Origin of the sequence: Rhizobium sp. ZW T2_16, assembly GCF_044987325.1 — a bacterium.
Taxonomy (GTDB): Bacteria; Pseudomonadota; Alphaproteobacteria; order Rhizobiales; family Rhizobiaceae; genus Neorhizobium; species Neorhizobium cellulosilyticum.
This window is the reverse complement of record NZ_JBJDRG010000002.1, coordinates 401,707-425,791: the sequence shown is the minus strand read 5'-3', so window position 1 is coordinate 425,791 and position 24,085 is coordinate 401,707. Positions and strand designations below refer to the sequence as shown.

The window sequence follows — 24,085 nt, the reverse complement described above, 5'->3', positions numbered from 1 at the left end:
CGCAGCCGAAGTTGATGACCGTAACCGGGCGCAATCGGCTAGCCAGGCACGACCGATAGCTTTACGATTGGACTTATCGGTCCCGTTCTGCCACAAGCCCCACCGGACGCGACTGCCGTTAACTTTAGAACGGGGTCGGGCGATAGATTGACGTCACGTCGTTGCCGCGAGATCACGCTGGCCGTCCGCTAAAGCACTTCGCGATCGTTGAGATTCGCTGGCCGTACTTTCGCTTTTTGTTTTTGGCGCATGTCTTCATCCCGAAACCGGTGACCACTTTCGGGAGACACGCTTTAAATTCCCGACTTTTCTTATCCCCTGCCCTCGACGACCTTGATCAGGTCTTCGCGGACGGAGCCGATATGGGTGGCGAGCAGCTCGCCGGCCTTTTCGAAGCGGTGGGCGCGGATCAGGCCGATCAGTTCGGCATGTTCGAACATCGCCTTTTCCATTGCGGCCTCGTTGGACAGCTGCAGGCGGGTATAGCGGTCGCTGGTCTGCAGAAGCGAGGCAACGATCTGCTGGCTTCGTGGCATGTCTGCGCGGTGATACATGGCCATGTGCAGGTCGGCATTGAGCCGGCCGTAATCATCCCGCTCGCCAGATGCTATCGCCTTGACGTAATTTGCCTGATGCTCATCGAGTTCGGCCAGATCCTTCTCGTTCAAGGCCGGGGCGGAGGCCAGAAGCAGCCGCGGCTCCAGCATGATCCTCAAGTCGAACACGTCGTCGATTTCGGCACGCGACAGTTCCGAGACGATCGCGCCTTTCTGCGGCAGGATCTTTACCAGCCCTTCCGCTTCCAGCTGGAACAATACCTCGCGCACCGGAATGCGGCTGACGCCATAGGTTTCCGCCAATGCATCCTGCCTGAGCTGCGTGCCGCCGGCATATTTTCCCGACAGGATCGCCTGGCGGATTTCGGTGATGAGGGCGCCCGAAAGCGTCTTGTGTTTCAGTTTTAAGGCCATGCAACCCCGCTACACCATTTCCGTCGAAAAGCCAGTTGACTCTCGAAATGTATAAAATCTACATTATACCCAACAAAGAGGGAACTGAAATTATGACGACTGCCTTGACGGAGGACGGGCTGCCGCCCGGTTCGCCTTCCTTTGCCGCACGCGCGATCATCGGACTGTCGGAAGGCGTGCTTGCCGTGGAAAAGCTCCTCGTCGGATTTTTCATGGCACTCGTGCTTTTCCTCATCCTGCTCAATGTCGTCACCCGTTATGGCGGCATGCCGCTCTACTGGGTGGATGAGGCGGCAGTTTACGCCATGGTCTGGCTCACCTTCATCGGAGGTTCGGCACTGACACGCCTGCGGCTCGATTTCGCCGTGACGCTGATCAGCGACAAGTTGCAGAAGAAGAATGCCGAGCGACTGCAGGCCTTCGCGACCTTTCTCGCGATGCTGTTTTCCATCGGGCTCGGCGTGATGTGCTGGAACTGGATGGACCCGATCGGCATCGCAGCCGCAGGATTCGACGCCAAGGAATATGCCGGTGAGAGCTTCAACTTCCTCTATACCGAATACACCCAGACGCTGAACTGGCCGGTCTGGGCAATCAGCCTCGTTGTGCCGCTGTTTGCCGTCACCATGACGATCCATACCGCCGCCAATCTGCTTGAAGAGATGAAGTTCGCTCCCAAAAGACAGCGGCTTGCATTCGCCAATGCGGAAGGGGTCAACTGATGGTCACGACCGCATTTTTCACCTTCTTCATGCTGGTCGGCGTGCCGATCGGACTTTGCCTCTGCATGGCCGCCGCCGTCTATATCTGGGCGACCGGCAATACGCTTCTGTTCGCCAGCTTTCCGGTTCAGCTTTTCGGCGGGGTCGACAATTACGGCCTTATTTCCATTCCGCTTTTCGTGCTGATCGGCGAGGTGATGAACGGCGGCGGCATTACCCGCCGGATCATCAACATGACGATGGCCTTTGTCGGTTCGATGAAGGGCGGGCTCGCCTATGTGAACCTGCTCGCCAACATGTTCGTCTCCTCCATCCTCGGCTCGGCCACCGCGCAGGTCGCCATCATGGCGCAGATGATGGTGCCAGAGATGGAAAAGAAGGGCTATCACAAGACCTTTGCGGCGGGGCTGACAGCTTACGCCGGCATGCTCGGGCCGATCATTCCGCCATCGATCATGTTCGTCGTCTATTCGGTTCTGGCACAGGTGCCGGTGAGCGACATGCTGACGGCCGGCATGCTGCCCGGCATTCTTCTGACCGCGATTTTCTGCGTCGTCATCGCCGGCATGGGCTGGTTCGTTTATGACTATCCGCGCGGCGACGTGATGACGCTGAAACAGCGTGTGCGCATCGTGCTCGGCGCACTGCCGACGCTTTCCATCCCGATCATCATCGTCGGCTCGATCATGGCGGGGATTGCCAATGCGACGGAAGCAGCCGCCGTCGGCGTGGTCGCTGCGGTTCTCGTCGGGCGCTACTGGATCGGGGATCTAAAATTCTCCGACCTGCCGATGATGCTGTTGAAGGCCGGGATCTATTCCGCCGTCGTGCTTCTGCTGGTCGCGGCCGCGGCCGTGTTCTCCTGGGTTCTGGTCTACGGCATGGTGCCGCAGAATGTCGCCGCCTGGGTGCAGACGATCGCATCCGACCCGATCACCTTCATGCTTCTCGTCAACGTCATCCTGCTCGTTATCGGCACCGTCATCGATGGCGCGCCGGGACTGATCATGACGGTGCCGATCCTGCTTCCGATTGCGACGGAGGTTTATGGCATCGACCCGATCCATTTCGGCGTCGTCGTCACCGTCAACCTCGTTCTCGGCTTCCTGTCGCCGCCGGTGGGCTTGTGCTTCTTCGTCGCCTCGGCGGTGACGGGGGCGAAACCGGGCAAGATGTTCATCGTCACCCTGCCCTTCTTCTTCGCCTCCTGCGTGCTGCTCGTGCTGCTTTCGATCTTCCCGATCCTGTCGACCTTCTTCGTCAAGTAACCGTAACCACAACAATAAAACTCCAGAGGATTAGACCATGACAATTTCCCGCAGATCATTCCTCCGCAATTCAACGATGGCTGCAGCCGGCGCCGTTGCCGCCGGCACGCTTTCGATGCCGAACGTGCTGCGCGCGCAGGAGGCCAAAACCTTCCGTCTCGGCATCACCACGCCGCCCGGCCATCCGTGGAACAATGCGGCGCTGAAGGTTGGCGAGATGCTGAAGGCCGAGACCAAGGGCCGTCTCGACCTCGCCGTTTTCCCGGCCAACCAGCTCGGCACCGAAGCCGTGATGATGCAGCAGATGCAGGCCGGTTCGCTCGATTTCGGCTGGATCATGACCGCCGAACTCGGCTCGCGCATTCCCTCGATCGCGGCGATCAACGCGCCTTACGTCGTCGATTCCACCGCAAAGGTGGCCAAGCTCGTGCGTGATCCGCTGGCCATGAAGATGCTCGACGTGCTGCCGAAGGAAACCGGCACGCTGGGTCTTGCCTGGGGCATCACCACGATGCGCGTCGTCTTCACCGCCAAGGAGATCGGCGGGCTTAACGATCTGAACGGCATGAAGCTTCGCATCAATACGACGCCGGCCTATCGCGATTTCTACCAGCTGCTCGGCACCGCCCCGACCCCGATCCCGACGCCGCAAGTGTTCGACGCCATGTCGAACGGCCAGGTGGACGGGCTCGAGGCCGATCTCGACTTCTCGTGGAACCAGCGCTTCGACAAGGTTTCGAAGACGATGCTGAAGATGAACGCGATCTTCATGCCCTGCGTCGCGCTCGCCTCGGGCCGCGTCTGGAAGGATGTACCTGCCTCGGATCGCGAGCTGATCACCAGGCTGACCAAGGAAGCGCTCGACGCCCAGATCGACGCGACCGTCGCCAACGAAGCAAAACTGCTCGACGAGTTCGGCAAGGTCATCGCAGTCAAGGACGTGCAGGTGGCGGACGCCGGCAAGGTGATTGCCGAATACGACAAGATCTGGCTGCCCAAGGCCCCGATCCTCGCCGACCTGCGCAAGCTGGGCGCGACGCTTTAAGGCTCAATTTCGAGGAGGCCTGACGAGGGCTTTATGCGGCGCGTCTCCGATTGGGGGCGCGCCGTTTTTCTTGCTGTCGGTGCCGAGCGCTCCTAATGATCTCCCCCCTTGTCGGGGAGATCAGCCAGACGCTACGTCATCGCCCTTCCTTACCTACCGAGCAAACCTCTTCGCCGCGGCAACGCAGAGGATGACGCCGAGGGTGACGATGAACATGGATGAGGTTACCTGCTCGCCGAGCAGGAGCGCTGCCAGCGCCAGACCGAAAAATGGCTGGATGAGCTGCAGCTGGCCGACTGTCGCGGTGCCGCCTTGGGCAAGGCCGCGATACCAGAAGATGAAGCCGATCAGCATCGAGAAGAGCGAGACATAAGCAAGGCCTGCATAGGCAGAGCCGCCGACGCCTACAAATGTTTCCGGCATCAGCGCCAGCGCGCCGACCAACATGACCGGCAGCGAGATGACCAGCGCCCAGCAGATGACCTGCCAGCCGCCGAGCCGCTTCGACAAAGCAGCACCTTCGGCATAACCCAGACCGCAGACAATGATTGCCGCCAGCATCAGCCAGTCACCGAAGGAGAGGCCAATCGAGGCAGCCGTGCCGCCCCGCGCCAGCGCGAAACCGGTGACGAGCAGGCTGCCGAGGATGGCGAAAGCCCAGAAGGCGAGCTTGGGGCGTTCACCGCCGCGAATGACGCCGAAGATGGCGGTGGCAAGCGGCAGCAGGCCGATGAAGACGACCGAATGGGCAGACGAGATGTGCTGCAGCGCCAGTGCGGTGAGCAGCGGAAAGCCGACGACGCAGCCAAGCGCCACGATGACGAGGGAAAAGATCTCGCTGCTTTGCGGCCGTTTCTGCCGGAAGGCCAGGAGCAGCAGAAGTGACAAAAGACCGGCAATCGTGCCGCGGGCGACGGTCAGGAACAGCGGGTCGAAACCGATCACCGCCAGCCTTGTGGCCGGCAGCGAACCGGAAAAGATCAGCACGCCGATAAACCCGTTGAGCCAACCCGACAGACTGCGATCCATGTCATTCTCCCCTCGCCGCACAGGGTCAATCCGTGGGCGCTGTTTCAGGCATTCCAATGGCTGCGTTATGCTCTTTTCAGCATGGCCATGCCAGAAACGGTCTGATACGATTTCGACAAACTGTTATGCTTCATGCAGCAGTACAGTCAGGAGATTTGGGGAATGGATTTATCGGCAACCTCGTCCAAGGCGGCGATGGTGATGGGCGTGATCCGGCAGCGGCTCACCGGGCGCGTGCTGACGCCGGGGGCGAAGCTGCCTTCGGTGCGCTCGCTTTCAGGCACTCTTTCGGTTTCCACCTCCACGGTCGTCGATGCCTATGAGCGGCTGGTGGCGGAAGGCGCGATCGTTTCGCGGCCGGGGTCGGGGTTTTACGTGGCCAACCAGGCCGCGCCCTTTTCGCCCGCCGAGGCCGGGCCGAAACTGGATCGGGCGGTCGATCCGTTCTGGATCTCGCGGCAATCGCTGGAAAGCAGCGAAGACAGTCTGAAACCCGGCTGCGGCTGGCTGCCGCCTTCATGGCTTCCGGAAGAGGCGATGCGCAAGTCGCTCAGAACACTTTCCCGCGCAGAGCCTTCATCGCTGGCCGATTACGGCACGCCGCTGGGACTTTATCCGCTGCGGCGGCTGATTTCGCGGCGGATGGGCGAGCGCGGCATAGAAGCCTCACCGGAACAGATCATGCTGACCGAATCCGGCACGCAGGCGATCGATCTTCTCTGCCGCTTCCTGATCGAGCCGGGCGATACCGTACTGGTCGACGATCCCTGCTATTTCAATTTCCATGCCCTTCTGCGGGCGCACCGGGCAAAGATCGTCGGCGTGCCCTATACGGCAAACGGGCCGGACCTTGCGGCTTTTGCCGCAATCGTCTCCGAGCATCGGCCGCGGCTCTACATCACCAATTCGGCGATCCACAATCCGACCGGGGCAGTGCTTTCGCCGGTCACGGCGCATCGGGTTTTGAAGATCGCCGAGGAGTTCGACCTGACGATCGTGGAAGACGATATCTTTGCCGATTTCGAGACGGTTGCGGCACCGAGGCTTGCGGCTTTCGATGGATTGGAGCGGGTGATCCATATCGGCAGTTTTTCGAAAACGCTGTCGGCTGCGGCGCGTTGCGGTTTCATCGCGGCAAGGCCGGACTGGATCGAGGGGCTGACGGATCTCAAGATCGCCACATCCTTTGCCGGCGGGCGGATGACCGAGGAGGTTGTTCATGCCGCCCTTTCGGACGGCGGCTATCGCAAGCATCTCGATGCGCTGAGGGCACGGCTTTCCAAGGCGATGGCGGAGGTGACCAAGAAGCTCGCGGCAATCGGCATCGAGCCGGTGTTGCATCCGCAATCCGGCATGTTTTTATGGTGCAGGCTTCCCGGTGAGACCGATGCCGCCGAGGTGGCGCGCGCCTGCCTGCAGAAGCAGATCGTGCTTGCGCCCGGCAATGCCTTCAGCCTGTCGCAATCGGCGAAAAACTGCATGCGTTTCAACGTCTCGCAAACGCTCGATCCGCGTATTTTCGAGACGCTGAAAAGCGCATTGAAGGCCTGACGATCAGGTGGACTTGAGCTTCACGCCGAAGCCGAGGACGAAGCTCACCAGTGCGCCGAGGGCGGCTGTGCCATAAAGCCATGCGGCTGTGTCGCCGGCGGTTCCCGTTGCAAGGCTTGCCGTCAGGCCGGTTGCTGTGGCGATCGTGCCGGAGAGTGCGGCGCCGACTGCATAACCTGCCGTCGACATGGTGGGCAGAAGCGCACTGGCGCGATCACGCTCCGCTCCTTCGGCCGCAGACATCGCCGCTTCGTTGACATTGGCCCAGGCGAGGCCGAAGCCGATGCCGATCAGGATCTGGCCGAAGATTACCAGCGGCAGTGATTGCAGGCCGATGGCGATTGCCAGCGCGATAAAACCGGAGAGATGGAAGAGTGGCCCAAGCCACATGGTCGCATGCCGCCATGCGAAGGCCTCGTAGCGGCTGGCGAACATCGCGACGACGCTCCAGACCAGCGCCATGGTGACGACGATATAGCCGACGACCGCGGGACTGAGGCGGAATACCTCGCTGACCAGCAGAGCCAGATAGGTGCTGCCGGCCGAATGCCCGGCCGACATCAGAAACAGCATCGCGAAGGCGCGGCCGAGCACCGAGCCGGAGCGGAAGGTGCCGACCGGGAAGAGCGGCGAACCGAAACGGCCATCAAGGGTGACGACCGAGAGCAGCGACAGAATACCGAAAACCAGTAGCGTGGCTTGCCAAATCGGCTGCCCACTGGCTGAGGAGAACGCAAAGATGAGCGCGGTGACAACGCAGAGCCCGACGGAGACGGGCGCGAAACTTGCCGCCCTGCCCTCACCGGTCTTCGGCTCGGTCAGAAAAGTGAACAACACCAGCGTCAGGAGAAAAGGCGTGACCGCGAGGAAGGAGAAACGCCAGGAGATCGCCTCGGTCATCAACCCGCCGATCAGCGGCCCGAGCAGTGCCGTTACCGCCCAGACGGTCGCTTCGACGGCAAAGACACGGGCGATCAAGGAAGACGAAAAATTCGCCGGGATGAGGCTGTAGCAGATCGCCACGATCAGGCCGTCGGAGACGCCCTGCAGAAAGCGCCCGAAGACGATCCAGCCAAAATCGGGTGCGACAAAGGCGTTCAACCCGCCGAGGGCAAAGAAGAGAGACGAGAGGGCAAGAGCCCGCCGCACGCCGAGCAGGTCGCGGATGGAGGCGGCCGCCGTGCCGCCAGCGATCGAGCCGATGAAATAGAGGCTGTAGACCCAGCTGTACCAATCACGCCCGCCAAGTTCTGCCGCTGCAAGCGGCATGGCGGCGACGATGGCGAACTGGTTGAAGGCATGCAGGCCGATGCCGCTGGAGATCAGCGCCAGCATGCGGCCGCTTTCTCCGCTCAAAAGGCTTGCATAACCCAAGGCTTCGTCTTCCGCCGGCGCTCCATCCCGCCTGATATCCCCCATTGGGCCGTCCCGCTCCCCGATCAATTCCGTCATGCCACTTAAACCTTTTCATGCACGCCTGCTTCAGCCAGGCCTTTTCTCTTCAGGATCGGCACCGTAAAAGCTCAACCTTGGTTGAGGTCAACGGCAAAAATGACGAAATCGGAAAAGATCAAAGAACTTCAGGGTTTGAGTGTGGGAGAAGTCGCGGAACGCTCCGGCGTGGCGATCTCGGCACTGCATTTCTACGAGGCGGAGGGGCTGATCGAAAGCTGGCGCAATGGCGGCAACCACCGGCGCTACAGCCGCGACGTTCTGCGACGCATCGCGGTGATCCGGGTGGCGCAACGGGCCGGCGTGCCGTTGAAGGAGATTGCCGAAGCGCTGAAAACCCTGCCGCAAAAGCGCACGCCGAACGCAAAGGACTGGGCACGGTTATCTGCCCGCTGGAAGTCCGAGCTGGATGCCCGGATCGAGGCGCTGACGCGGCTGCGCGACGAGTTGACCGGCTGTATCGGCTGCGGCTGCCTGTCGCTGAAGGCCTGCCCCTTGCGCAATCCTGGCGACCAGTTGGCTATCGGCGGAAGTGGCCCAATCCTGCTTTCGGGCAGGGTCGACTCCTGATTTGCATCCGGCCTCGAAAGAGATCAATCGACGCGCAAATAGAAGGCACAAAGACCAATCTATCGGCAGTCAATGATCGATTTTTCAGCATGTGACATTTTTGCTACTGCCTTTTCAGCAATCGCTCCTACATGCCATCTCATCACGCAATGCTTATGGAGGGAAAATCCATGAAGGGTCTTTTCATTCTCGCCGCTTCCGTCGCCGCTTTCAGCGCATCGACCGCAGCCTACGCAGCAGACGCTGTGGAGCAGATCCCGACCGCGCCGGTCGCCGTTGAAATGGCGCCGTCGTTTACCTGGGAAGGCTTCTATCTTGGCGCTCATACCGGTTACGGCTGGGGTGACGGCGATCTCGAAGGCGTCGGCTCGGATAATTTCGATGGATGGCGTCTCGGCGCGTTTACCGGCTATAACTGGCAGTTCTCCAACGGTTTCGTCGCCGGTATCGAAGGTGACGTGAACTACGACTGGAACAACGAAGACATCGGCGCCGGCTTCGATGCCGAGAGCGGCTTCTCCGGTTCCGTTCGCGGCCGTGTCGGTTACGCCTTCGACCGCACGCTGGTTTATGCGGCTGGCGGCTGGACTGCGACAAATGTCGAGGTCAACGGGCCTGCCGGCTTCAACGACGACGACACCCTGCATGGCTGGACGATCGGCGCGGGCGTCGACCACGCCTTTACCGACAACATCTTCGGCCGGCTGGAATACCGTTACAACGATTACGGCAACGGCGATATCGGCGGACTGGACGTCGATTTCAACCAGCATGTCTTCCAGGTCGGCGTGGGTGTAAAGTTCTAGGAATACCGCCTGCCAAGGCACGAGGAGAAGCCGTCCGCACGATCTGTGCGGGCGGCTTTTTTGTGCGCACCGGAGCCTATGCGGCTCTTCTATTACGGTGCTTGGTCAGACGGATATCGGCGCTGCCGATATCCTGCGCATTGCCCCAGCCAAGCGAGCGGTAGACGCCGGCCGCGCGGGGAAAGGTTGACTTGGCGGATGCGAGGCACGATAGCGACGACACGCCATAGATCGCAGGCCGGTCATCCGAAGCGTCAAAATTGCGGACAGCAAGATGCAACCGATAAGAACGGGACGAACGCTCATCACCCTCGTCCGCGCCGACGATGCGGATGATCTGTCCGCCTATTACCTGCGCAATGCCGAGCATCTCGGCCCTTGGGAACCGTTGCGCGAGGAGGGCTATCACTCGGCCGACGCATGGAAGGACCGGGCAAGGGATTTCGCCGGCGAGGCGCTCAAGGGTTTTGCCTATCGATATGTCGTGAGGCTCGAGACAGGCGGCAAGATTATCGCGGTAGCGAATTTCACCACCGTCATTCGGGGCGTATTTCTGGCGTGCCATCTCGGTTATTCGATCGACCACGACATGCAGGGCAAAAACCTGATGTTCGAAGTGCTCGACAGGCTGATCCCGCATGTGTTCGGCAGCTATGGACTGCACCGGGTGATGGCGAATTACATTCCCGAGAATGAAAGAAGCGGTGCGCTGCTCAAGCGCCTCGGCTTCGAGGTGGAAGGGCTCGCCCGGGACTATCTCAAGATCAACGGAGCATGGCGCGACCATGTGCTGACAGCGCGGATCAATGACGCGGATGACCGAACGGGTTCGCCTGAAGGATAGCTGACCCGGAAAAGCACAAGGGAGGGCAGAATGATCATCGTCATAGAGGGCATCAGCGCCGCGGGAAAAACCACCTGGTGCCGGGAGCATGCACAATCCCATCTGATCCGCGAGAGTTATCCGGCAGATCGCAGGGAACAGCCCGAGACGGGACTGGCGACGGCACTTTACTGGACGAACTGGAATGCCAAGCGGTGGGGCGATGCGCTTGCCATGGAAGAGGCAACCGGCCATGCCATCTGCGACACCGACCCGCAGAAACTGCACTACAACTGGGGCATGTTTCAGCTCGGTGTTCTGCCGGAATCACAATGGCGGTTGCAACTCGAGACGTGCCGCGCGGCATTTGCCGAAAAGCGGCTCGGCTTCGCCGATGCCTATTTCGTCAAGGCCATCGATCCCGCCATAGCCCGGCAGCAGCGTGACGGCGACAGGTCAAAATCGCGGGACCGGTTCGATCTCAATGTACAGCTGCAGCCATCGCTTCTGCGCTGGTACACGCGGATGGGCGAAATACTGGCGGGTCGTGTGCGCTGGGGACTGCCGGAAACCGGGCTTTCGCTTGGCTCCATCACCACCAACCCGCTCCGCTACGATATCAGCGCATTCGATGCGTTTATCGCATCGCTGGATTATGGCTGACGTTCAAAAGACAGGAGATCGACCTCAAAAGCGGTCGATCTGCATCCCTTCCCTCACCCGTGGCTGGAATTGTTCGGCACGACGGGTTCGACCTTTTTCACCTTGGCGCGGTGGAAGATGAACATGCCGGCAATGACGATGATGGCGGCGCCGACAAGCGTCTGCGCATCGGGGAAATCACCGAAAAAGGCCCAGCCGAAAACGATCGCCCATAAAAGCAGCGTATACTGCAGCGGCGCGAGAACCGAGGCCGGCGCGAGCTTGAGCGAGCGGGTGATCAGCAGATGCGCCGAGCAGGAAACGACGCCGAGCAGCAGGAGCGCGAAAAGCTCTTGGCCGGTAAACGGGCTCCAGTTGCCGACGCTGAAGAAGATGCCTGCAACAAGGGCGCCGAGTGTCTGCCAGGTCACCAGCGTCACGTCGGGCGTCGAGCGCAGCACGCGGCCAAGCACAAGCGACAGAGCGAAGGAGAGGCTACCGACCAGGGCGAACATCGATGGCCACGAAAGCATGGCTTCCGACGGGCGAAGCGCGATGATGACACCGACAAAGCCGATCAGGACCGCCAGCCAGCGCCGCCAGCCGATCCGCTCTCCAAGGAAGAAATGCGAGATCGCCGCCACATAGATCGGTCCGGCCATATAGAAAGTCATCACGTCGGCGAGCGGCAGATAGACCACGGCGGCGTAGAACAGGCCGGTATCGGCAGTTGCCATGACCACACGGGCAAACTGCAGGCCCGGTTTTTCGACCTTGAAAAGCGAGGTTGTCGAACTGCGGGCCAAAAGCGGCCCTAGAACCAGAAAAGCACCGAGCGAGCGCAGCAGCAGGACCTGGCCGACGGAAAAACTGGCGACAAGCCATTTGCCCATGGCATCGTTCAGGGCGAACATCAGGTCGCCGAGCAACATAAGAAGAATGCCGGCCAGAATGGCGTTGCCGCCGACGGCATAAGCCGTTGTTGCTTTCATGATCTTTCGGCGCTCCGCGACGCCATTTTCGATGGCGGCCGGGATTACGCCGGGGAAAAGACCCCGAGCCATACCGGGATCGTCTCGATACCTGTTGGAATGGGCGCTCCATACTCCTCGGGCCAACCTGATTGCAAGGGATATTAAAGCAGGACGTCATATTGTCCTGCGGCAATCAGGGCCAGAGCCGACAGAGACCTGCCTCAACCCCGGCGCGCAGCATCGATTGCGGCAACGTCGATCTTTTTCATCGTCATCATCACATCGAAAGCACGTTTGGCCTCGGCGCCGCCAACTTTAAGCGCCTCCATCAGCGTGCGCGGCGTGATCTGCCAGGAAATGCCCCAGCGATCACGGCACCAGCCGCATTCGCTCTCTTCGCCGCCGTTTCCGACGATGGCATTCCAGTAGCGGTCCGTTTCCTCCTGATCCTCGGTGGAAATCTGGAAGGAGAAGGATTCATTGTGCTTGAAATGGGGGCCTCCATTCAGCCCGACGCAAGCGACACCGGCGACGGTGAATTCGACGACTAGAACATCGCCCTCGACGCCATCCGGATAGTCACCGGGAGCACGGATCACCGTACCGACCGCGCTATCGGGAAACGTCTCGGCGTAGAACCGCGCCGCGTCCTCGGCATCCTTGTTGTACCAAAGGCAGATTGTGTTCTTGTTCATGGCAGGCCTCCCGTTGCTGTTGCGTCCGGCTCTTCCTCTTCGGGCGGATCGCAGGTCCATCTCGCATTGAAGACGTAGGGCTGATCGCCGATCCGACAGCAGGTTTGGTTTTTTCCGATAAAATATTGATCGGCGATGTTGCGGCCGTTCGCTTGAAGGATTATCGCACGATCTATAGAATCGAGGGATATAATGAGATTTATCAATATCTTGACAACAATATCGCTGGTTGCTGCCTTAAGTGCCTGTGCGCCTACGCGCGCGCAATACGATGCGCTGCAGACGACGCTTGAAGGCAGCCCCCAGGTGCGTGCGCAGGCAATTGCCGATTGCACGAAGAGGCACTGGTCTTCGGAAAGAACCGGAAATCTGGCCAAGCTGATGAACGTGCAGGAAAAGCAGGCGAAATCGACATTCTGCAACAGGTTGCACGGCGGATTGGCGAGCGGCCGCATCACCTATGAAGATGTGAAGTCTGTCTGGAGCACGCCCACTCCCAACATGATAAGGGTGATGCAGGGGCGTTGATATCCACCTGCGGCCAAGCTTCTTCAGGCCGTAGATCTATCTGCACCGGGGTCCGCCTTTGCGCCGATAAAATAATGATCGACGATCTTCTGGCCGTTCTTCAGGATATGGGCGGCCAGTTCGGGATCGCCGCCCTGAAAGGTTTCGGGATCACCGCCGCAGAGGTGGACGAAGAGCTTCTGGTGGGCGACCGAGACGAAATATTCGTAGGCCGGCGGCGCGTTCGTCCATTCGGTCGATTTCAGTTCTTCGGCCGCCTGCGCTGTCGCATCCTCGATCGCCTTGTAAATCCTGGCCATCATGGCATGCCGGGCCTTCTCGTCGATCTCCATATATTGCCTCTCTACCGGGGTCAGGACGGGACAGCTATCGTTCATCGGATGGTTCTCCCTGCATGGATTTCGGTGGCGGGCTGTCTGGCACCGGAATGCGTCGGTTATGGGCCGACGACATCATTCAAGCCGCAAGCTTTTCCAGAATGTCGTGCGCTGTGGGCCATTGATAGCGCACCAGTTCCACGCCCGGATTGCCCGCCCGTGTGACCTCCCGCCTTTCGATCACCAAACCGCCAAGCCGGTCATAGACGGCTGTCGCCGGGATATTTTTCGCGAAGGCGACAAGATGGACCGGCAGGTCTTTTCGCGAATTCTCGAAGCTGGAGAGTGCCTCGCGGAGAAGCGTTTTCGCTACGCCCTTTCCCTGGAAAAACGGCGATACGTAGAGATTGTGCAGATAGGTGCCGAATTCGGTTTCCTCATTGAAGACGAAGCAGCAGAAACCCGCGATTTCCGCCCGGTTGCAGGCAATGATGACGAGGTGATCGGGAGATGGCAGCTCGGCGCATCGCGTTTTCCAAAGCTCCTGCTTTTCAGCCGGAAGAACCTCCTTCAGATAGGCTTGCGGCAGGATATGCGCGTACACGCTCTGGCTCATCGACACGTGCAGGTCGATGATCATCTGAGCGTCGGACGGGACCGCCGGGCGGTAGGTGAGCATGATGGCGAGGCTTTTAAGGGATGGGTGGGAAGAACGGCGACGAGGTATTCTTAGAGGCCGGACGGATGAGAAGATAGCCACCCCTCATGTCGCTTCTCAAACTCGCGGACCTCTTCCACCGAAGTCAGAAAAAGATCGAACCCGCCATCGTAAGGTGCAAAGACCTTTCCTGTCTTGCCATCAAACCAGAGCGTTGGCCCGGTGCTATCTTCCGCAATGTCTCCCAGAAGATCGCCAAATGCGTATTGGTGACATCGGACGCGGGATGCCGAGCTTACCCATTGAAATTCGTCGCCATCTTCACGGTACCGGATTTCGCAATCGGAAATGCTGTTTGAGGGTTTAGAATCCTCTTCGCGCCAAGACTGAACCAGCCAGCAATCGGAGCCTTTCTCAAGCGTTTCGTTAGCCAATACAGCCGCTCTTCGCCGGATCTCGTCCTGCTCTTGCCTGGTTTTGGCGTATCGGACGGAGCCGGCAATGCGTGAAAACGAACCCATGGCTTTCCTGCAACGTCCCTCAGCATAAAGGCTATAGGGGGCGTGTTACCATGAAAACGTTCCCACTCGGCTTTGAACCTCAACATCTCTTGGATCCCGTGATTGTGGACGGCAGCGGGCAGACCGGCCAATCAGCTATTCATTCGCAAACAAAGTGCACATGGACCGGCCAAAACACATATCAATCCGACAGAAAACCCTTCGCCGCTAACGTCACCCGCGTCGCGGCATTCAGGTCATAGGCTTCGAACTTGCCGGGCTGCACCCAGGCGTAGTCTTCGAACTCGTCATTGATGGTTATGTCGCGACTAACCGCGCGGCAGTCGAAGATGAGGTAGATCATGTAAATCTCCTCGGTCGAGCCATCCGGATAAGTCTTGGTCCTGACGTCATCGCGAAAAGTCCAGGGAGTGACTTCCGCAATCGTCAGTCCCTCGCCCAGTTCCTCGCGGATCTCACGCCGCAGCGCCTCCTCGATCTTTTCTCCGGCTTCCATTCCACCGCCGGAAAGCGCCCATTGGCCCGGAAACACACCCCGGTCGGAGGGCATCTTGCAAATGAGGTAAGCGCCGTCATTTTCGATCAGCGGACATACGATGATCCGTTGCCTCATGGTCCCGTCCCCCAACTCGAGCTGCTCAGGCGGCTGCGGTTTCCGGCGTGTAGCCAGCCTCGCGAATTGCTTCTTCGGCCTTTGCCCTGTCGCCCTCTACCGTGACCTTGTGGGACGGCAGGTCGATGGTGACGGCAGCGCCCGGCAGGGCTTCGGAAAGGGCGGCGCGGACAGTCTTTTCGCAATGGCCGCAGGTCATGTCGGCTACGGTGAATATGGCGGTCATCTGAAAAGCTCCTTGGTAGCTGGTTTGGTTATGCGTGTTCGATATCGTGTTTGGCTATGCGACGCTTTAGCCCTTAACAGGGCTCTCGCCCGATGCGGCGCGTTCGCCCTTGGCAGGGCTCTCGCCCGATGCGGCGCGTTCGCCCTTGGCAGGGCTCTCGCCCGCTAGATCATCAAGGATCGGGCAATCCGGCCGGTGGTCGCCGCCGCAGCAATGGGAAAGATGTTTCAGCGTCTTCACCATGCCTTGCATTTCGGCGATACGGCGTTCGAGGTCGTTGATATGGGTCGTGGCGATTTCCTTGACGCTAGCGCTCGTGCGGCTCTTGTCCTGCCAGAGTTTTAGAAGCGTCTCGGTCTCTTCCAGCGAAAAACCGAGCGAGCGCGCCCGCTTGATGAAGCGCAGCACATGCACCTCTTCGGCGCCATAGACCCGGTAATTGCTTTCCGTGCGCCCCTTCGGCGCGATCAGGCCGATCTGCTCGTAATAACGGATCATCTTGGCCGAGACGCCGGATGCGCCCGATGCTTCACCGATATTCATGCATGATCCTCCGCGCTGAAGGTTTTCAACCGCAGCGCATTGCCGAGCACGAAAACACTAGACAGCGCCATGGCGCCGGCACCGATCATCGGCGACAAAGTCAGGCCGAAGACCGGATAGAGCGCGCCTGCGGCAACAGGGATGAGCGCCACATTGTAGCCGAAGGCCCAGAACAGGTTCTGGCGGATGTTTTTCATCGTTGCGCGGCTGACGGCGATTGCCGAGACGACGCCGGTAAGTTCACCGCCGACCAGAACGACATCGGCGCTTTCGATCGCCACATCCGTGCCGGTGCCGATGGCAATGCCGATATCGGCCTCGGCAAGTGCGGGGGCGTCGTTGATGCCGTCGCCGACAAAGGCGAGCTTGCGGCCGTCGGCCCGCAGGCCATGGATCGCCTTGACCTTGCCCTCGGGCAGCACTTCGGCAACGACCTTGTGAATTCCGACTTGGGCGGCAATCGCCTCTGCGGTGCGGCGGTTGTCGCCGGTGACCATGACGACCTCGACGCCCATCGCCTTCAGGGCGCGGACGGCCTCGACGCTCGACGGTTTCAGCGGGTCGGCAACGGCGATGATGGCGGCAAGTTTTCCATCGACGGCGGCGTAGAGCGGTGTCTTGCCTTCGCCGCCGAGGCGTTTCGCGACGTCGGCGAATGTGTCGACTGAAGCGCCGAGCTTTTGCATGTAACGGTCGGCGCCGACCGCCACCTCATGGCCACCGACACGCGCGCGGATGCCGTAACCGGTGACGGAAGAAAAGTCCTCGGCGCTCGCGGCTTCAAGCCCCCTCGCCCTTGCAGCCTTGACGATGGCATCGGCGATCGGGTGTTCGGAACGAGCCTCGACGGCTGCAACCATTGCCAGAGTTTCGGCTTCATCGAAACCTTCGGCGGTGATGAAATCGGTGAGTTCCGGCCGTCCCTTGGTGACGGTGCCGGTCTTGTCGACGACGACGGTCGAGACGTCAGCCAAGCCCTGCAGCGCGTCGCCCTTGCGGAACAGAACGCCAAGCTCGGCTGCACGGCCGCCGCCGACGACGATCGAGACCGGCACGGCAAGCCCCATGGCGCAGGGGCAGGCAATGATGAGCACGGCGACCGCCGCAATCAGCGCATGAGTGATCTTCGGATCGGGGCCGACAAGGTACCAGACAGCGAAAGTGATGATAGCGAGCACGATGACCGCCGGCACGAACCAGGCGGTTACGCGGTCAACCAGCGCCTGGATCGGCAGCTTTGCCCCTTGGGCCTGCTCGACCATGCGGATGATGCTGGCGAGCATCGTATCGCGACCGACCTTTTCCGCCGTAAACCGCAGCGTGCCCGTCGTATTGACCGTGCCGCCGATGACGGTGGCGCCTGCGGACTTTGCGACCGGGATCGGTTCGCCCGAAATCATCGATTCATCGATATTCGACTGGCCGTCGAGCACAGTCCCATCGACCGGAATCCGCTCGCCCGGACGGATGACGACGATATCGCCTGGAACGACATCTGCCGTCGGAACATCGATCTCGCGGCCATCGCGTTCGACGCGGGCGGTCTTTGCCTGCAGGCCTGCAAGTTTTTCGATCGCGGCACCGGTGCGGCCGGTGGCGCGTGCCTCCATCAGGCGGCCGAACAGGATCAACGTGACGATGACGGTGGCGGCTTCGTAATAAACATAGCGGGCGGTTTCCGGCAGCAGGCCGGGGGCAAAGGTGGTAACGAGCGAATAACCGTAGGCGGCTGCCACGCCGACCGCGACCAAAGAGTTCATTTCCGGGTGGCCGCGCAAAAGCGCGGGGAGGCCTTTTCTGAAGAAGCGCAGACCGGGCCAGAAGATCACCGCGGTGGCGAGCACGAAATACAGATAATAGAGGGTCTGGGGGTCGATGACGCCCATCAGCCAGTGATGGAACGGTTCATAGGCATGGCCGGTCATTTCGAGCACGAACAGCGGCAGGGTGAGGATGAAGGCGATCGCCAGATCCCGCTTCAGCGCTGCCTCTTCGCCCTGGTGCATATGGGCGTGGTCGTGGGTGGAGTGAGACTTGTGATGGTGGTGAGCGTGGTCTGCGGCGCTGCCCCTCATCCGGCTGCCGCCACCTTCTCCCCGTTCTGACGGGGAGAAGGGATATGCCGCACCGTCTTCATCCACCGCGCCCTTGCGTGGGCCACGTCCCCTCTCCCCGTTCACGGGGAGAGGGTTAGGGTGAGGGGCAGCCTCCGGCGGAGCGGTTGTCACCACCCTTCCCGCCTCGCGCAATGCATGTTCCATCGCACCCGCCGGTACTTCATAACCAAGCTTGTGGATCGCTTTTTCCAGCGCCTGCGGATCAAACCCCTCGCCCGTTTCGACGGTGAGCTTCTTCGTCGCGAAGTTGACGGCGCTCGTCTTAACGCCCGGCAGCTTGGCAGCGCCGGTCTCAACCCGGCGCACACAGGAGGCGCAGGTCATGCCCTCTACGGGAATGGTCAAAGGTTCGGCGATACCGGAATGGGTATGTCCAAGGTGCTGATTCATGAGATGCGATCCTTTCGCATCCGCATGTAAGGCTTCCCATGATGGGAAGGTCAAGGACAGAACGAGATAATTTCGCAGCGACGAAAACGCACGGGCCGAACTTCTGCCTAACGCCCGCCTTGCCCGACGCCCGGCGCGTTGAGGCCGGAGAGAAGCAGGACGAGTTCAGCCTGCCGGGTCGTGCCGGTTTTCTGCATGATGCGCTTAAGGTGCGAGCGCGCTGTCTCAAGCGAGATGTTAAGGGATGCGGCGACCATTTCCGGCGTATGGGCCATAGCAATGCCGCGCGCCACTTTGGCTTCGGCGGGCGTCAGATCGAAGAGGCCGCAGAGAACCCGCATATCCGGCGGCCCGACCTGGCCAACCTGGGTGACTGAAAGCACGGCCATGGAGCGCGAGAAGATATCGCGTGCCGCGCGGCGGATCGGCAGAAGGTGCAGGATAAGAGGCGGCAGCTCATCGCGAGAAATTATCGGCACCGACTGGACGGTCGGCACCGCCTGCGCCTTGTAGCGCTCGATCGCGTCGTCGAGCAGTGCGCGAGCCCCCGGGCTTTCGAGCAGGATCTTGTCGCCTGCGCCAGTGCGGATACGCGGCGAAAGTGCTTCAAGTTCCGGATTGGAGGCGAGCATCTGACCACCATCGCCGATCACGGCGGCCGGAAGGCCCAGCATGGACAAGGTCTCCGTCATCGAGCGCGCTTCATTGAAGGCAAGCCTCGAGGCCATATAGGCAGCGCGCGCCAGATCCGGTTTCAGGTGATTGAGCTTGGCAATCTGCGCGTGGGAGAAATTGTCGAGCCCGGTCTTGCGCATCAGGGTGATCACGATCACATGGCCTGTCGGCTCCTGGAAGGCCCAGCCGGCTTCCCAGTCGATACCATGCGGCTTCAAGAATTCGCGCGCAATGATATCGCCCTGCATCTCTTCCGGCGTCAGGATGTCGGAGGTGCGTACGAAGGAAAAGGGCGAAGCCTGCATGGCGCGCGCCGGGCGCGGGTTTTGAAATCTCAGATCGCTGGCAACGAACTTGGCGAACAGGTCGGCGATATTGGGGGTAGTGACGTAACGATGATTGCCGCTGGCATCGACTGTGAAGATCGAAGCGGTAGAAGACCCCGCCTCAATCGCCAGCCGCTCGCAAGTCTCCGTCCAGAGTTCGGGGACAAGGGCTGCCTCGTAAAGGCGATCTGCCAGAGTGCTTTGAGCATTCATCGAGTGAAATCACGGCTTTCGACAGTTGCAACGATACATATCAGCAGTTCAATAGACTATATATGCGCCAAACAACATAGATGAATGGCGTCTTAGTCACGCGGAATGCTTTGTACGGTATCGTACACCCGTATCGGAAACCTGTGGTTTGCCTCGATTTAACGCTCAGACCCCACATGCAGCGGCCAGCTGACGACATAGTCTTCGAAATCGTCCACGTCGACTTCGACCTCGCTGACCGTGCGTCCGCGCGCCGAAATTCCCGCCTGATGTACGGTCTCCGGATCGCCCGAGACAAGCGGATGCCACCAGTACAGATCCTCGCCATCGCGAACCAGGCGATAACCGCAGGTCGGCGGCAGCCAGTGGATCTCGCGCACTTCCTGCGGTGTCAGCTGGATGCAGTCGGGTACGGTTTTCTGGCGGTTGGGATAGTCGCTGCAGCGACAGGTCGTGCCGTCCAGCAGGCGACAGGCGACCGAGGTGAAGACCACATCACCGGTGTCCCAATCCTCCAGCTTGTTGAGACAACAGAGGCCGCAGCCATCGCACAGGCTTTCCCATTCGCCCGGCGTCAGCTCGTCGAGGGACTTCAGTTTCCAGAAAGGTACGTCGTTCATCATCACTTTTGCGGCAGTCGGATACAATTCGTGTCGGCCGCCCTTTTCACGTTGCGATTTTACAATCGCGCATCAACCAATTGTCAGCTAATGCTGATTAACCGTGGCCAGCTTATGCTCTTGATCGTTGTCAGGGGCTACGTCAAGCCAAACGCAAAAGCTAAAATAATGGCATTGCGGACGGGAGGAAAGATTGCAGGACGAACCCAAAGCACCCGAGGGCCGGCCGCGCAAGAAGCGCCACATCCTGCTGCGTGTCGACAGCTGGATCGATTCCACCGTCTGGAACCTTGGCTTCAAACTCGCCGAAGCCTGGGAAGAGATCACCATATTCTTCCGTCGTTTTCGCGTGCGTGGCTGGAAAAAACTCGCCTTCGAGGTGGCCGGCGAGGCCATGACGCTCGGCACGGCAGGCTTTGTCGTCCTTCTGGCGCTGGCACTTCCCGCCTTCGAAGAGACCAAGGAAGACTGGAAGAACCGCGGCGATTTTGCCGTCACCTTTCTCGACCGTTACGGCAATGTGGTCGGCCATCGCGGCATTATCCATGAAGATTCAGTGCCGATCGACGAATTGCCGGATCACCTGATGAAGGCGGTTCTGGCAACCGAAGACCGACGTTTCTTCGACCATTACGGCATCGACTTCATCGGGCTTGGCCGGGCACTGACGGAAAACGCCAAGGCGGGCGGCGTCGTGCAGGGCGGTTCGACGCTGACCCAGCAGCTGGCGAAAAACCTGTTCCTGACCAACGAGCGTTCGATCGAGCGCAAGATCAAGGAAGCCTTTCTGGCGGTATGGCTGGAGGCCAACCTGTCGAAGAAGGAGATTCTGTCGCTTTATCTCGACCGCGCCTATATGGGCGGCGGCACGTTCGGGGCGGCGGCGGCTTCGCAATTCTATTTCGGCAAGAAGATCACCGATGTCAGCCTGGCGGAAAGCGCAATGCTGGCCGGTCTGTTCAAGGCGCCGGCGAAATACGCGCCGCATGTCAACCTGCCGGCAGCGCGCGCCCGCGCCAACGACGTGTTGTCCAATCTGGTGCAGAGCGGGCTTATGTCGGAAGGCCAGGTGATCGGCGCGCGGCGCAACCCGGCAACCGCTATCGACCGCGCCGACGTGAAATCTCCCGACTATTTCCTCGACTGGGCCTTCGATGAGGTGCAGCAGCTGGCCAAGGAAGGCAAGATCAAGGAACATTCGGTCGTGGTTCGTACCACTGTCGATATGGGCCTGCAGCAGGCAGCCGACGCGGCCATGGAATCCAGCCTGCGCGAGTTTGGCGAGGGCTACAAGGTCAAGCAGGGCGCCATGGCGATGATCGAGAACGGCGGTGCCGTTCGCGCCATGGTCGGCGGTCGGGATTATGGCGAGAGCCAGTTCAACCGTGCCACCAAGGCACTGCGCCAGCCGGGTTCGTCGTTCAAGCTGTTCACCTATTCGGCCGCGATGGAACACGGCATGACGCCGGAAACGATGATTTCCGACGCGCCGATCACCTGGCGCGGCTGGTCACCGCAGAATTATGCCCGCTCCTACAAGGGCCGCGTGTCGCTTTTGACGGCCATGTCGCAATCGCTCAACACCGTGCCCGTGCGGCTTGCCAAGGATGTGCTCGGCACCAAGGTGATCGTCGAAACGGCAAAGGCAATGGGCGTCGAGACGCCGCTGCGCATGGACAAGACCATTCCGCTCGGCACCTCGGAAGTGACCGTGCTCGACCAGGCGACCGCCTATGCCGTGATGCCGGCAGGCGGCATGCAATCGCGTCGCCACGGGATCGAACAGGTTCTGGGTTATGGCGGTGAGGTTCTCTACGACTTCAACCGTGACGAGATGCCTGCCAACCGCGTGCTTTCGGAAAAGGCAATGTCGTCGATGAACCGCATCCTGACGCAGATCCCGGTGATCGGCACGGCGCGGCGTGCAGCGCTTGACGGCGGCATTGTCACCGGCGGCAAGACCGGTACGTCGCAGAGCTATCGCGACGCCTGGTTCATCGGCTTTACCGGGAATTACACGACTGCCGTCTGGTTCGGCAATGACGACTTCACCTCGATGAACAACATGACCGGCGGCGCACTGCCGGCGATGACGTTCAAGAAGCTGATGGACTATGCGCATCAGGGCATTGAACTCAGACCCATTCCCGGCATCGAAAATCCGCTTCCGACGGGGAACCACAAAAAGGGCGATACGCCGGCCGAGCAACGCCAAGAGGATCCGGCACTGATGGCGTTGACGCGCCCGCGTTCGCTCTCGGGCGAATCGACCCGCGTTCTGAAGCAACTGGCACAGGCGCTGAAGGCCGCACCGCCGCTGGTGGCGGGTGTCGAAAAGGTTGCCGAAGCCACGAGACCCGCAGCAGGCCTGCGACAGGGTTCCGCCAGCGATCTGCGCAAGGGTACGGCGACCGTAAGCCCGGTGGTGACGAATTCGATACCGTGAGAGGACTTACGCTCCCCACAACGGAATGGCATCTCGGCATTTCCCCACAAAAGAATCAATGCTAATCCTCCCTGCACCGTTCTGCCGAGGACCCAGACTGCTCGTGTTCCGTGTTCCCTTTCTCGTCGCAATCGCGCTTGCCATCGCCTTCGGAGGCGGGATCTGGTCGACCCGGCTGGCGCTCGATGCCACGATCGGTTTCGGCGCGATCAAGCTCGGCTCCTGGGAAGCCTTCCCGGAGGCGCAGACGGCGGATGCGGATCCTTATGCCAAGTCTCACCGCGCCAATGCAGGCAAGCTTCTTTATGCCACGGCGGAAGGATTGAGCTTCACGGCAACGACCGATGACAGCGGCGCAAGACTTTCCGGAAGCTGCACCTATCAGTTGACCGGACAGACGCCGACCGCGCGCTTCTGGACGCTGTTTGCAACAGGACCGGACGGCCGTCCACCGGCTGCGGATGCGGACCTGCCCTCTTCGCTCAATTCCCGCATGGTGGGGCGACAACCGGATGGTTCTCTCGACATCACGATCGCCTCGCGCGCCCGCCCCGGCAACTGGCTGGCAAGCCCTCAGCAAGGCCAGTTTCGCCTGACACTGACCCTGCTCGATACGCCGGCGGCTGGAAGCTCCGGCCTGATCGACCTTTCCATGCCGGCCATCCGCAGGATCGGATGCGGCAATGTCTAGGCTGTTCAGTTTCCTTTCGCTGCGACGCGGCTTCCTGTGGCTGAAGATTCTGTTTGCGATCTTCACCGGGCTTGTGGGTGCAGCCCTGCTGCACCTGATCATCGTCTTTTCGCTGCCGCAGTTTTCCCAGCGGGACGCCTATACGCGCATCATTGCCGAGGGAGAGAGCCACCGCTTCTATCGTCTGGGCGAGCAGCCGGACCGCGCCGGGCTTTCCAAGGAAGATCCGATGATGGAGATGTCGGTCTGTTCATTCGACATAAGCGAAACACCGGTGAGACTGACGGCGCCGAACAGCGGTGTTCCGTTCTGGTCGCTCGGCGTGTTCGATGCTTCGTCCGACGAAATATTCTCGATCAACGACCGCACATCGGCGGATCATGTTCTGGATGTAGTCGTGGGAACGCCGGCACAACTTGCCGCTCTTCGAAAGAGCCTGCCGAGAGGCTTTTCACAGACCGTGCTGGTCGAGGCGCAGCAGACGGAGGGCTATGCGGTCTTGAGAAGTTTCGTGACGCATAAAAGCGTCGTTCCGGTCATATCGAAATTTCTCGATCAGGCGACCTGTGCTCCATTCCAGTGGAGAACCAGGGTCCAGTTCTAAGCGCGTCTCGATCGTCCGGATCCGCTCGCGACGTCTGGGGTCACCGTAT

Annotated in this window: 26 protein-coding genes; 12 read left to right on the top strand and 14 right to left on the bottom strand. The window is 60.4% G+C overall.

The window, feature by feature from the left end:
- Positions 1-311: 311 nt before the first annotated feature.
- Positions 312-971 carry a GntR family transcriptional regulator gene (locus ACI3K0_RS07595; protein ID WP_183822661.1) on the bottom strand — a complete coding sequence of 220 codons (660 nt, stop codon included), beginning with the start codon at positions 969-971 and terminating at the stop codon, positions 312-314.
- A 92-nt stretch (positions 972-1,063) separates the two neighbouring features.
- Between ACI3K0_RS07595 and ACI3K0_RS07590 the strand changes: the two genes are divergently transcribed.
- Genes ACI3K0_RS07590 through ACI3K0_RS07580 form a run of 3 tightly spaced genes read left to right on the top strand, consistent with a single transcriptional unit; the run spans position 1,064 to position 4,006 of the window.
- Positions 1,064-1,693, top strand: coding sequence for a TRAP transporter small permease (locus tag ACI3K0_RS07590; RefSeq protein ID WP_183822663.1), 630 nt, complete (start codon positions 1,064-1,066; stop codon positions 1,691-1,693).
- A complete protein-coding gene (locus tag ACI3K0_RS07585; protein WP_404945198.1) occupies positions 1,693-2,961 on the top strand; it encodes a TRAP transporter large permease in 1,269 nt (422 codons plus the stop codon). The genes ACI3K0_RS07590 and ACI3K0_RS07585 overlap by 1 nt, the downstream gene beginning before the upstream one ends.
- A gap of 37 nt (positions 2,962-2,998) precedes the next feature.
- Entirely contained in the window at positions 2,999-4,006 is a 1,008-nt protein-coding gene (locus tag ACI3K0_RS07580; RefSeq protein ID WP_404945197.1) for a TRAP transporter substrate-binding protein, read from the top strand.
- Between the two features lie 153 nt (positions 4,007-4,159).
- Here the strand turns inward: ACI3K0_RS07580 and ACI3K0_RS07575 are convergent, their stop codons facing one another.
- The gene (locus ACI3K0_RS07575) at positions 4,160-5,035 is read right to left on the bottom strand and encodes a DMT family transporter (protein WP_183822669.1); all 876 of its coding nucleotides are present in this window, start codon (positions 5,033-5,035) and stop codon (positions 4,160-4,162) included.
- Positions 5,036-5,197: 162 nt separating this feature from the next.
- Here ACI3K0_RS07575 and ACI3K0_RS07570 point away from each other — a divergent pair, with 162 nt between their 5' ends.
- Entirely contained in the window at positions 5,198-6,586 is a 1,389-nt protein-coding gene (locus tag ACI3K0_RS07570) for a PLP-dependent aminotransferase family protein (protein ID WP_404945196.1), read from the top strand.
- Between the two features lie 3 nt (positions 6,587-6,589).
- On the opposite strand, the gene ACI3K0_RS07565 is transcribed toward ACI3K0_RS07570, so the two are convergent.
- Complete coding sequence (locus ACI3K0_RS07565; RefSeq protein WP_183822673.1) at positions 6,590-8,038, bottom strand: MFS transporter; 1,449 nt, start codon at positions 8,036-8,038, stop codon at positions 6,590-6,592.
- 99 nt (positions 8,039-8,137) lie between these two features.
- On the opposite strand from ACI3K0_RS07565, the gene soxR reads away from it, so the two are divergent.
- From soxR to ACI3K0_RS07545, 4 genes are all read left to right on the top strand, one after another.
- Complete coding sequence (gene soxR / locus ACI3K0_RS07560; RefSeq protein WP_183822675.1) at positions 8,138-8,608, top strand: redox-sensitive transcriptional activator SoxR; 471 nt, start codon at positions 8,138-8,140, stop codon at positions 8,606-8,608.
- A 170-nt stretch (positions 8,609-8,778) separates the two neighbouring features.
- Complete coding sequence (locus tag ACI3K0_RS07555) at positions 8,779-9,414, top strand: outer membrane protein (protein WP_148143896.1); 636 nt, start codon at positions 8,779-8,781, stop codon at positions 9,412-9,414.
- 274 nt (positions 9,415-9,688) lie between these two features.
- Positions 9,689-10,258, top strand: a complete 570-nt coding sequence (locus ACI3K0_RS07550; protein WP_404945195.1) for a GNAT family N-acetyltransferase — start codon at positions 9,689-9,691, stop codon at positions 10,256-10,258.
- A 30-nt stretch (positions 10,259-10,288) separates the two neighbouring features.
- Positions 10,289-10,900 (top strand): hypothetical protein, encoded by a 612-nt coding sequence (locus tag ACI3K0_RS07545; RefSeq protein ID WP_183822681.1) that lies wholly within the window; start codon positions 10,289-10,291, stop codon positions 10,898-10,900.
- Positions 10,901-10,953: 53 nt separating this feature from the next.
- Here the strand turns inward: ACI3K0_RS07545 and ACI3K0_RS07540 are convergent, their stop codons facing one another.
- Complete coding sequence (locus tag ACI3K0_RS07540; protein ID WP_183824052.1) at positions 10,954-11,871, bottom strand: DMT family transporter; 918 nt, start codon at positions 11,869-11,871, stop codon at positions 10,954-10,956.
- A 203-nt stretch (positions 11,872-12,074) separates the two neighbouring features.
- Entirely contained in the window at positions 12,075-12,548 is a 474-nt protein-coding gene (locus tag ACI3K0_RS07535; RefSeq protein ID WP_183822683.1) for a VOC family protein, read from the bottom strand.
- A 192-nt stretch (positions 12,549-12,740) separates the two neighbouring features.
- Between ACI3K0_RS07535 and ACI3K0_RS07530 the strand changes: the two genes are divergently transcribed.
- Positions 12,741-13,076 carry a hypothetical protein gene (locus ACI3K0_RS07530; RefSeq protein ID WP_404945194.1) on the top strand — a complete coding sequence of 112 codons (336 nt, stop codon included), beginning with the start codon at positions 12,741-12,743 and terminating at the stop codon, positions 13,074-13,076.
- Between the two features lie 23 nt (positions 13,077-13,099).
- On the opposite strand, the gene ACI3K0_RS07525 is transcribed toward ACI3K0_RS07530, so the two are convergent.
- From ACI3K0_RS07525 to ACI3K0_RS07485, 9 genes are all read right to left on the bottom strand, one after another.
- Positions 13,100-13,453, bottom strand: a complete 354-nt coding sequence (locus ACI3K0_RS07525) for a hypothetical protein (RefSeq protein WP_183822687.1) — start codon at positions 13,451-13,453, stop codon at positions 13,100-13,102.
- 79 nt (positions 13,454-13,532) lie between these two features.
- Positions 13,533-14,072, bottom strand: coding sequence for a GNAT family N-acetyltransferase (locus ACI3K0_RS07520; RefSeq protein ID WP_404945193.1), 540 nt, complete (start codon positions 14,070-14,072; stop codon positions 13,533-13,535).
- A 50-nt stretch (positions 14,073-14,122) separates the two neighbouring features.
- Entirely contained in the window at positions 14,123-14,572 is a 450-nt protein-coding gene (locus ACI3K0_RS07515) for a hypothetical protein (RefSeq protein ID WP_183822691.1), read from the bottom strand.
- 181 nt (positions 14,573-14,753) lie between these two features.
- A complete protein-coding gene (nudI, locus tag ACI3K0_RS07510) occupies positions 14,754-15,185 on the bottom strand; it encodes a nucleoside triphosphatase NudI (RefSeq protein WP_183822693.1) in 432 nt (143 codons plus the stop codon).
- Between the two features lie 25 nt (positions 15,186-15,210).
- Positions 15,211-15,411, bottom strand: coding sequence for a heavy-metal-associated domain-containing protein (locus tag ACI3K0_RS07505; protein ID WP_183684993.1), 201 nt, complete (start codon positions 15,409-15,411; stop codon positions 15,211-15,213).
- A 66-nt stretch (positions 15,412-15,477) separates the two neighbouring features.
- A complete protein-coding gene (cueR, locus tag ACI3K0_RS07500; RefSeq protein ID WP_404945192.1) occupies positions 15,478-15,954 on the bottom strand; it encodes a Cu(I)-responsive transcriptional regulator in 477 nt (158 codons plus the stop codon).
- Positions 15,951-18,461, bottom strand: a complete 2,511-nt coding sequence (locus ACI3K0_RS07495) for a heavy metal translocating P-type ATPase (RefSeq protein ID WP_404945191.1) — start codon at positions 18,459-18,461, stop codon at positions 15,951-15,953. The genes cueR and ACI3K0_RS07495 overlap by 4 nt, the downstream gene beginning before the upstream one ends.
- A 107-nt stretch (positions 18,462-18,568) precedes the next feature.
- On the bottom strand, positions 18,569-19,675 hold the full coding sequence (locus ACI3K0_RS07490; RefSeq protein WP_404945190.1) for a helix-turn-helix transcriptional regulator: 1,107 nt from the start codon (positions 19,673-19,675) through the stop codon (positions 18,569-18,571).
- Between the two features lie 158 nt (positions 19,676-19,833).
- The gene (locus ACI3K0_RS07485; protein ID WP_206824468.1) at positions 19,834-20,295 is read right to left on the bottom strand and encodes a YcgN family cysteine cluster protein; all 462 of its coding nucleotides are present in this window, start codon (positions 20,293-20,295) and stop codon (positions 19,834-19,836) included.
- Positions 20,296-20,488: 193 nt separating this feature from the next.
- Here ACI3K0_RS07485 and ACI3K0_RS07480 point away from each other — a divergent pair, with 193 nt between their 5' ends.
- The 3 genes from ACI3K0_RS07480 (at position 20,489) to ACI3K0_RS07470 (ending at position 24,036) form a co-directional block, all read left to right on the top strand.
- Positions 20,489-22,741, top strand: coding sequence for a transglycosylase domain-containing protein (locus tag ACI3K0_RS07480; protein WP_404945189.1), 2,253 nt, complete (start codon positions 20,489-20,491; stop codon positions 22,739-22,741).
- Positions 22,742-22,844: 103 nt separating this feature from the next.
- The gene (locus tag ACI3K0_RS07475; protein WP_148143911.1) at positions 22,845-23,432 is read left to right on the top strand and encodes a DUF1214 domain-containing protein; all 588 of its coding nucleotides are present in this window, start codon (positions 22,845-22,847) and stop codon (positions 23,430-23,432) included.
- The gene (locus ACI3K0_RS07470) at positions 23,425-24,036 is read left to right on the top strand and encodes a DUF1254 domain-containing protein (RefSeq protein WP_404945188.1); all 612 of its coding nucleotides are present in this window, start codon (positions 23,425-23,427) and stop codon (positions 24,034-24,036) included. Before ACI3K0_RS07475 ends, ACI3K0_RS07470 begins: the two co-directional genes overlap by 8 nt.
- Positions 24,037-24,085 lie beyond the last annotated feature (49 nt).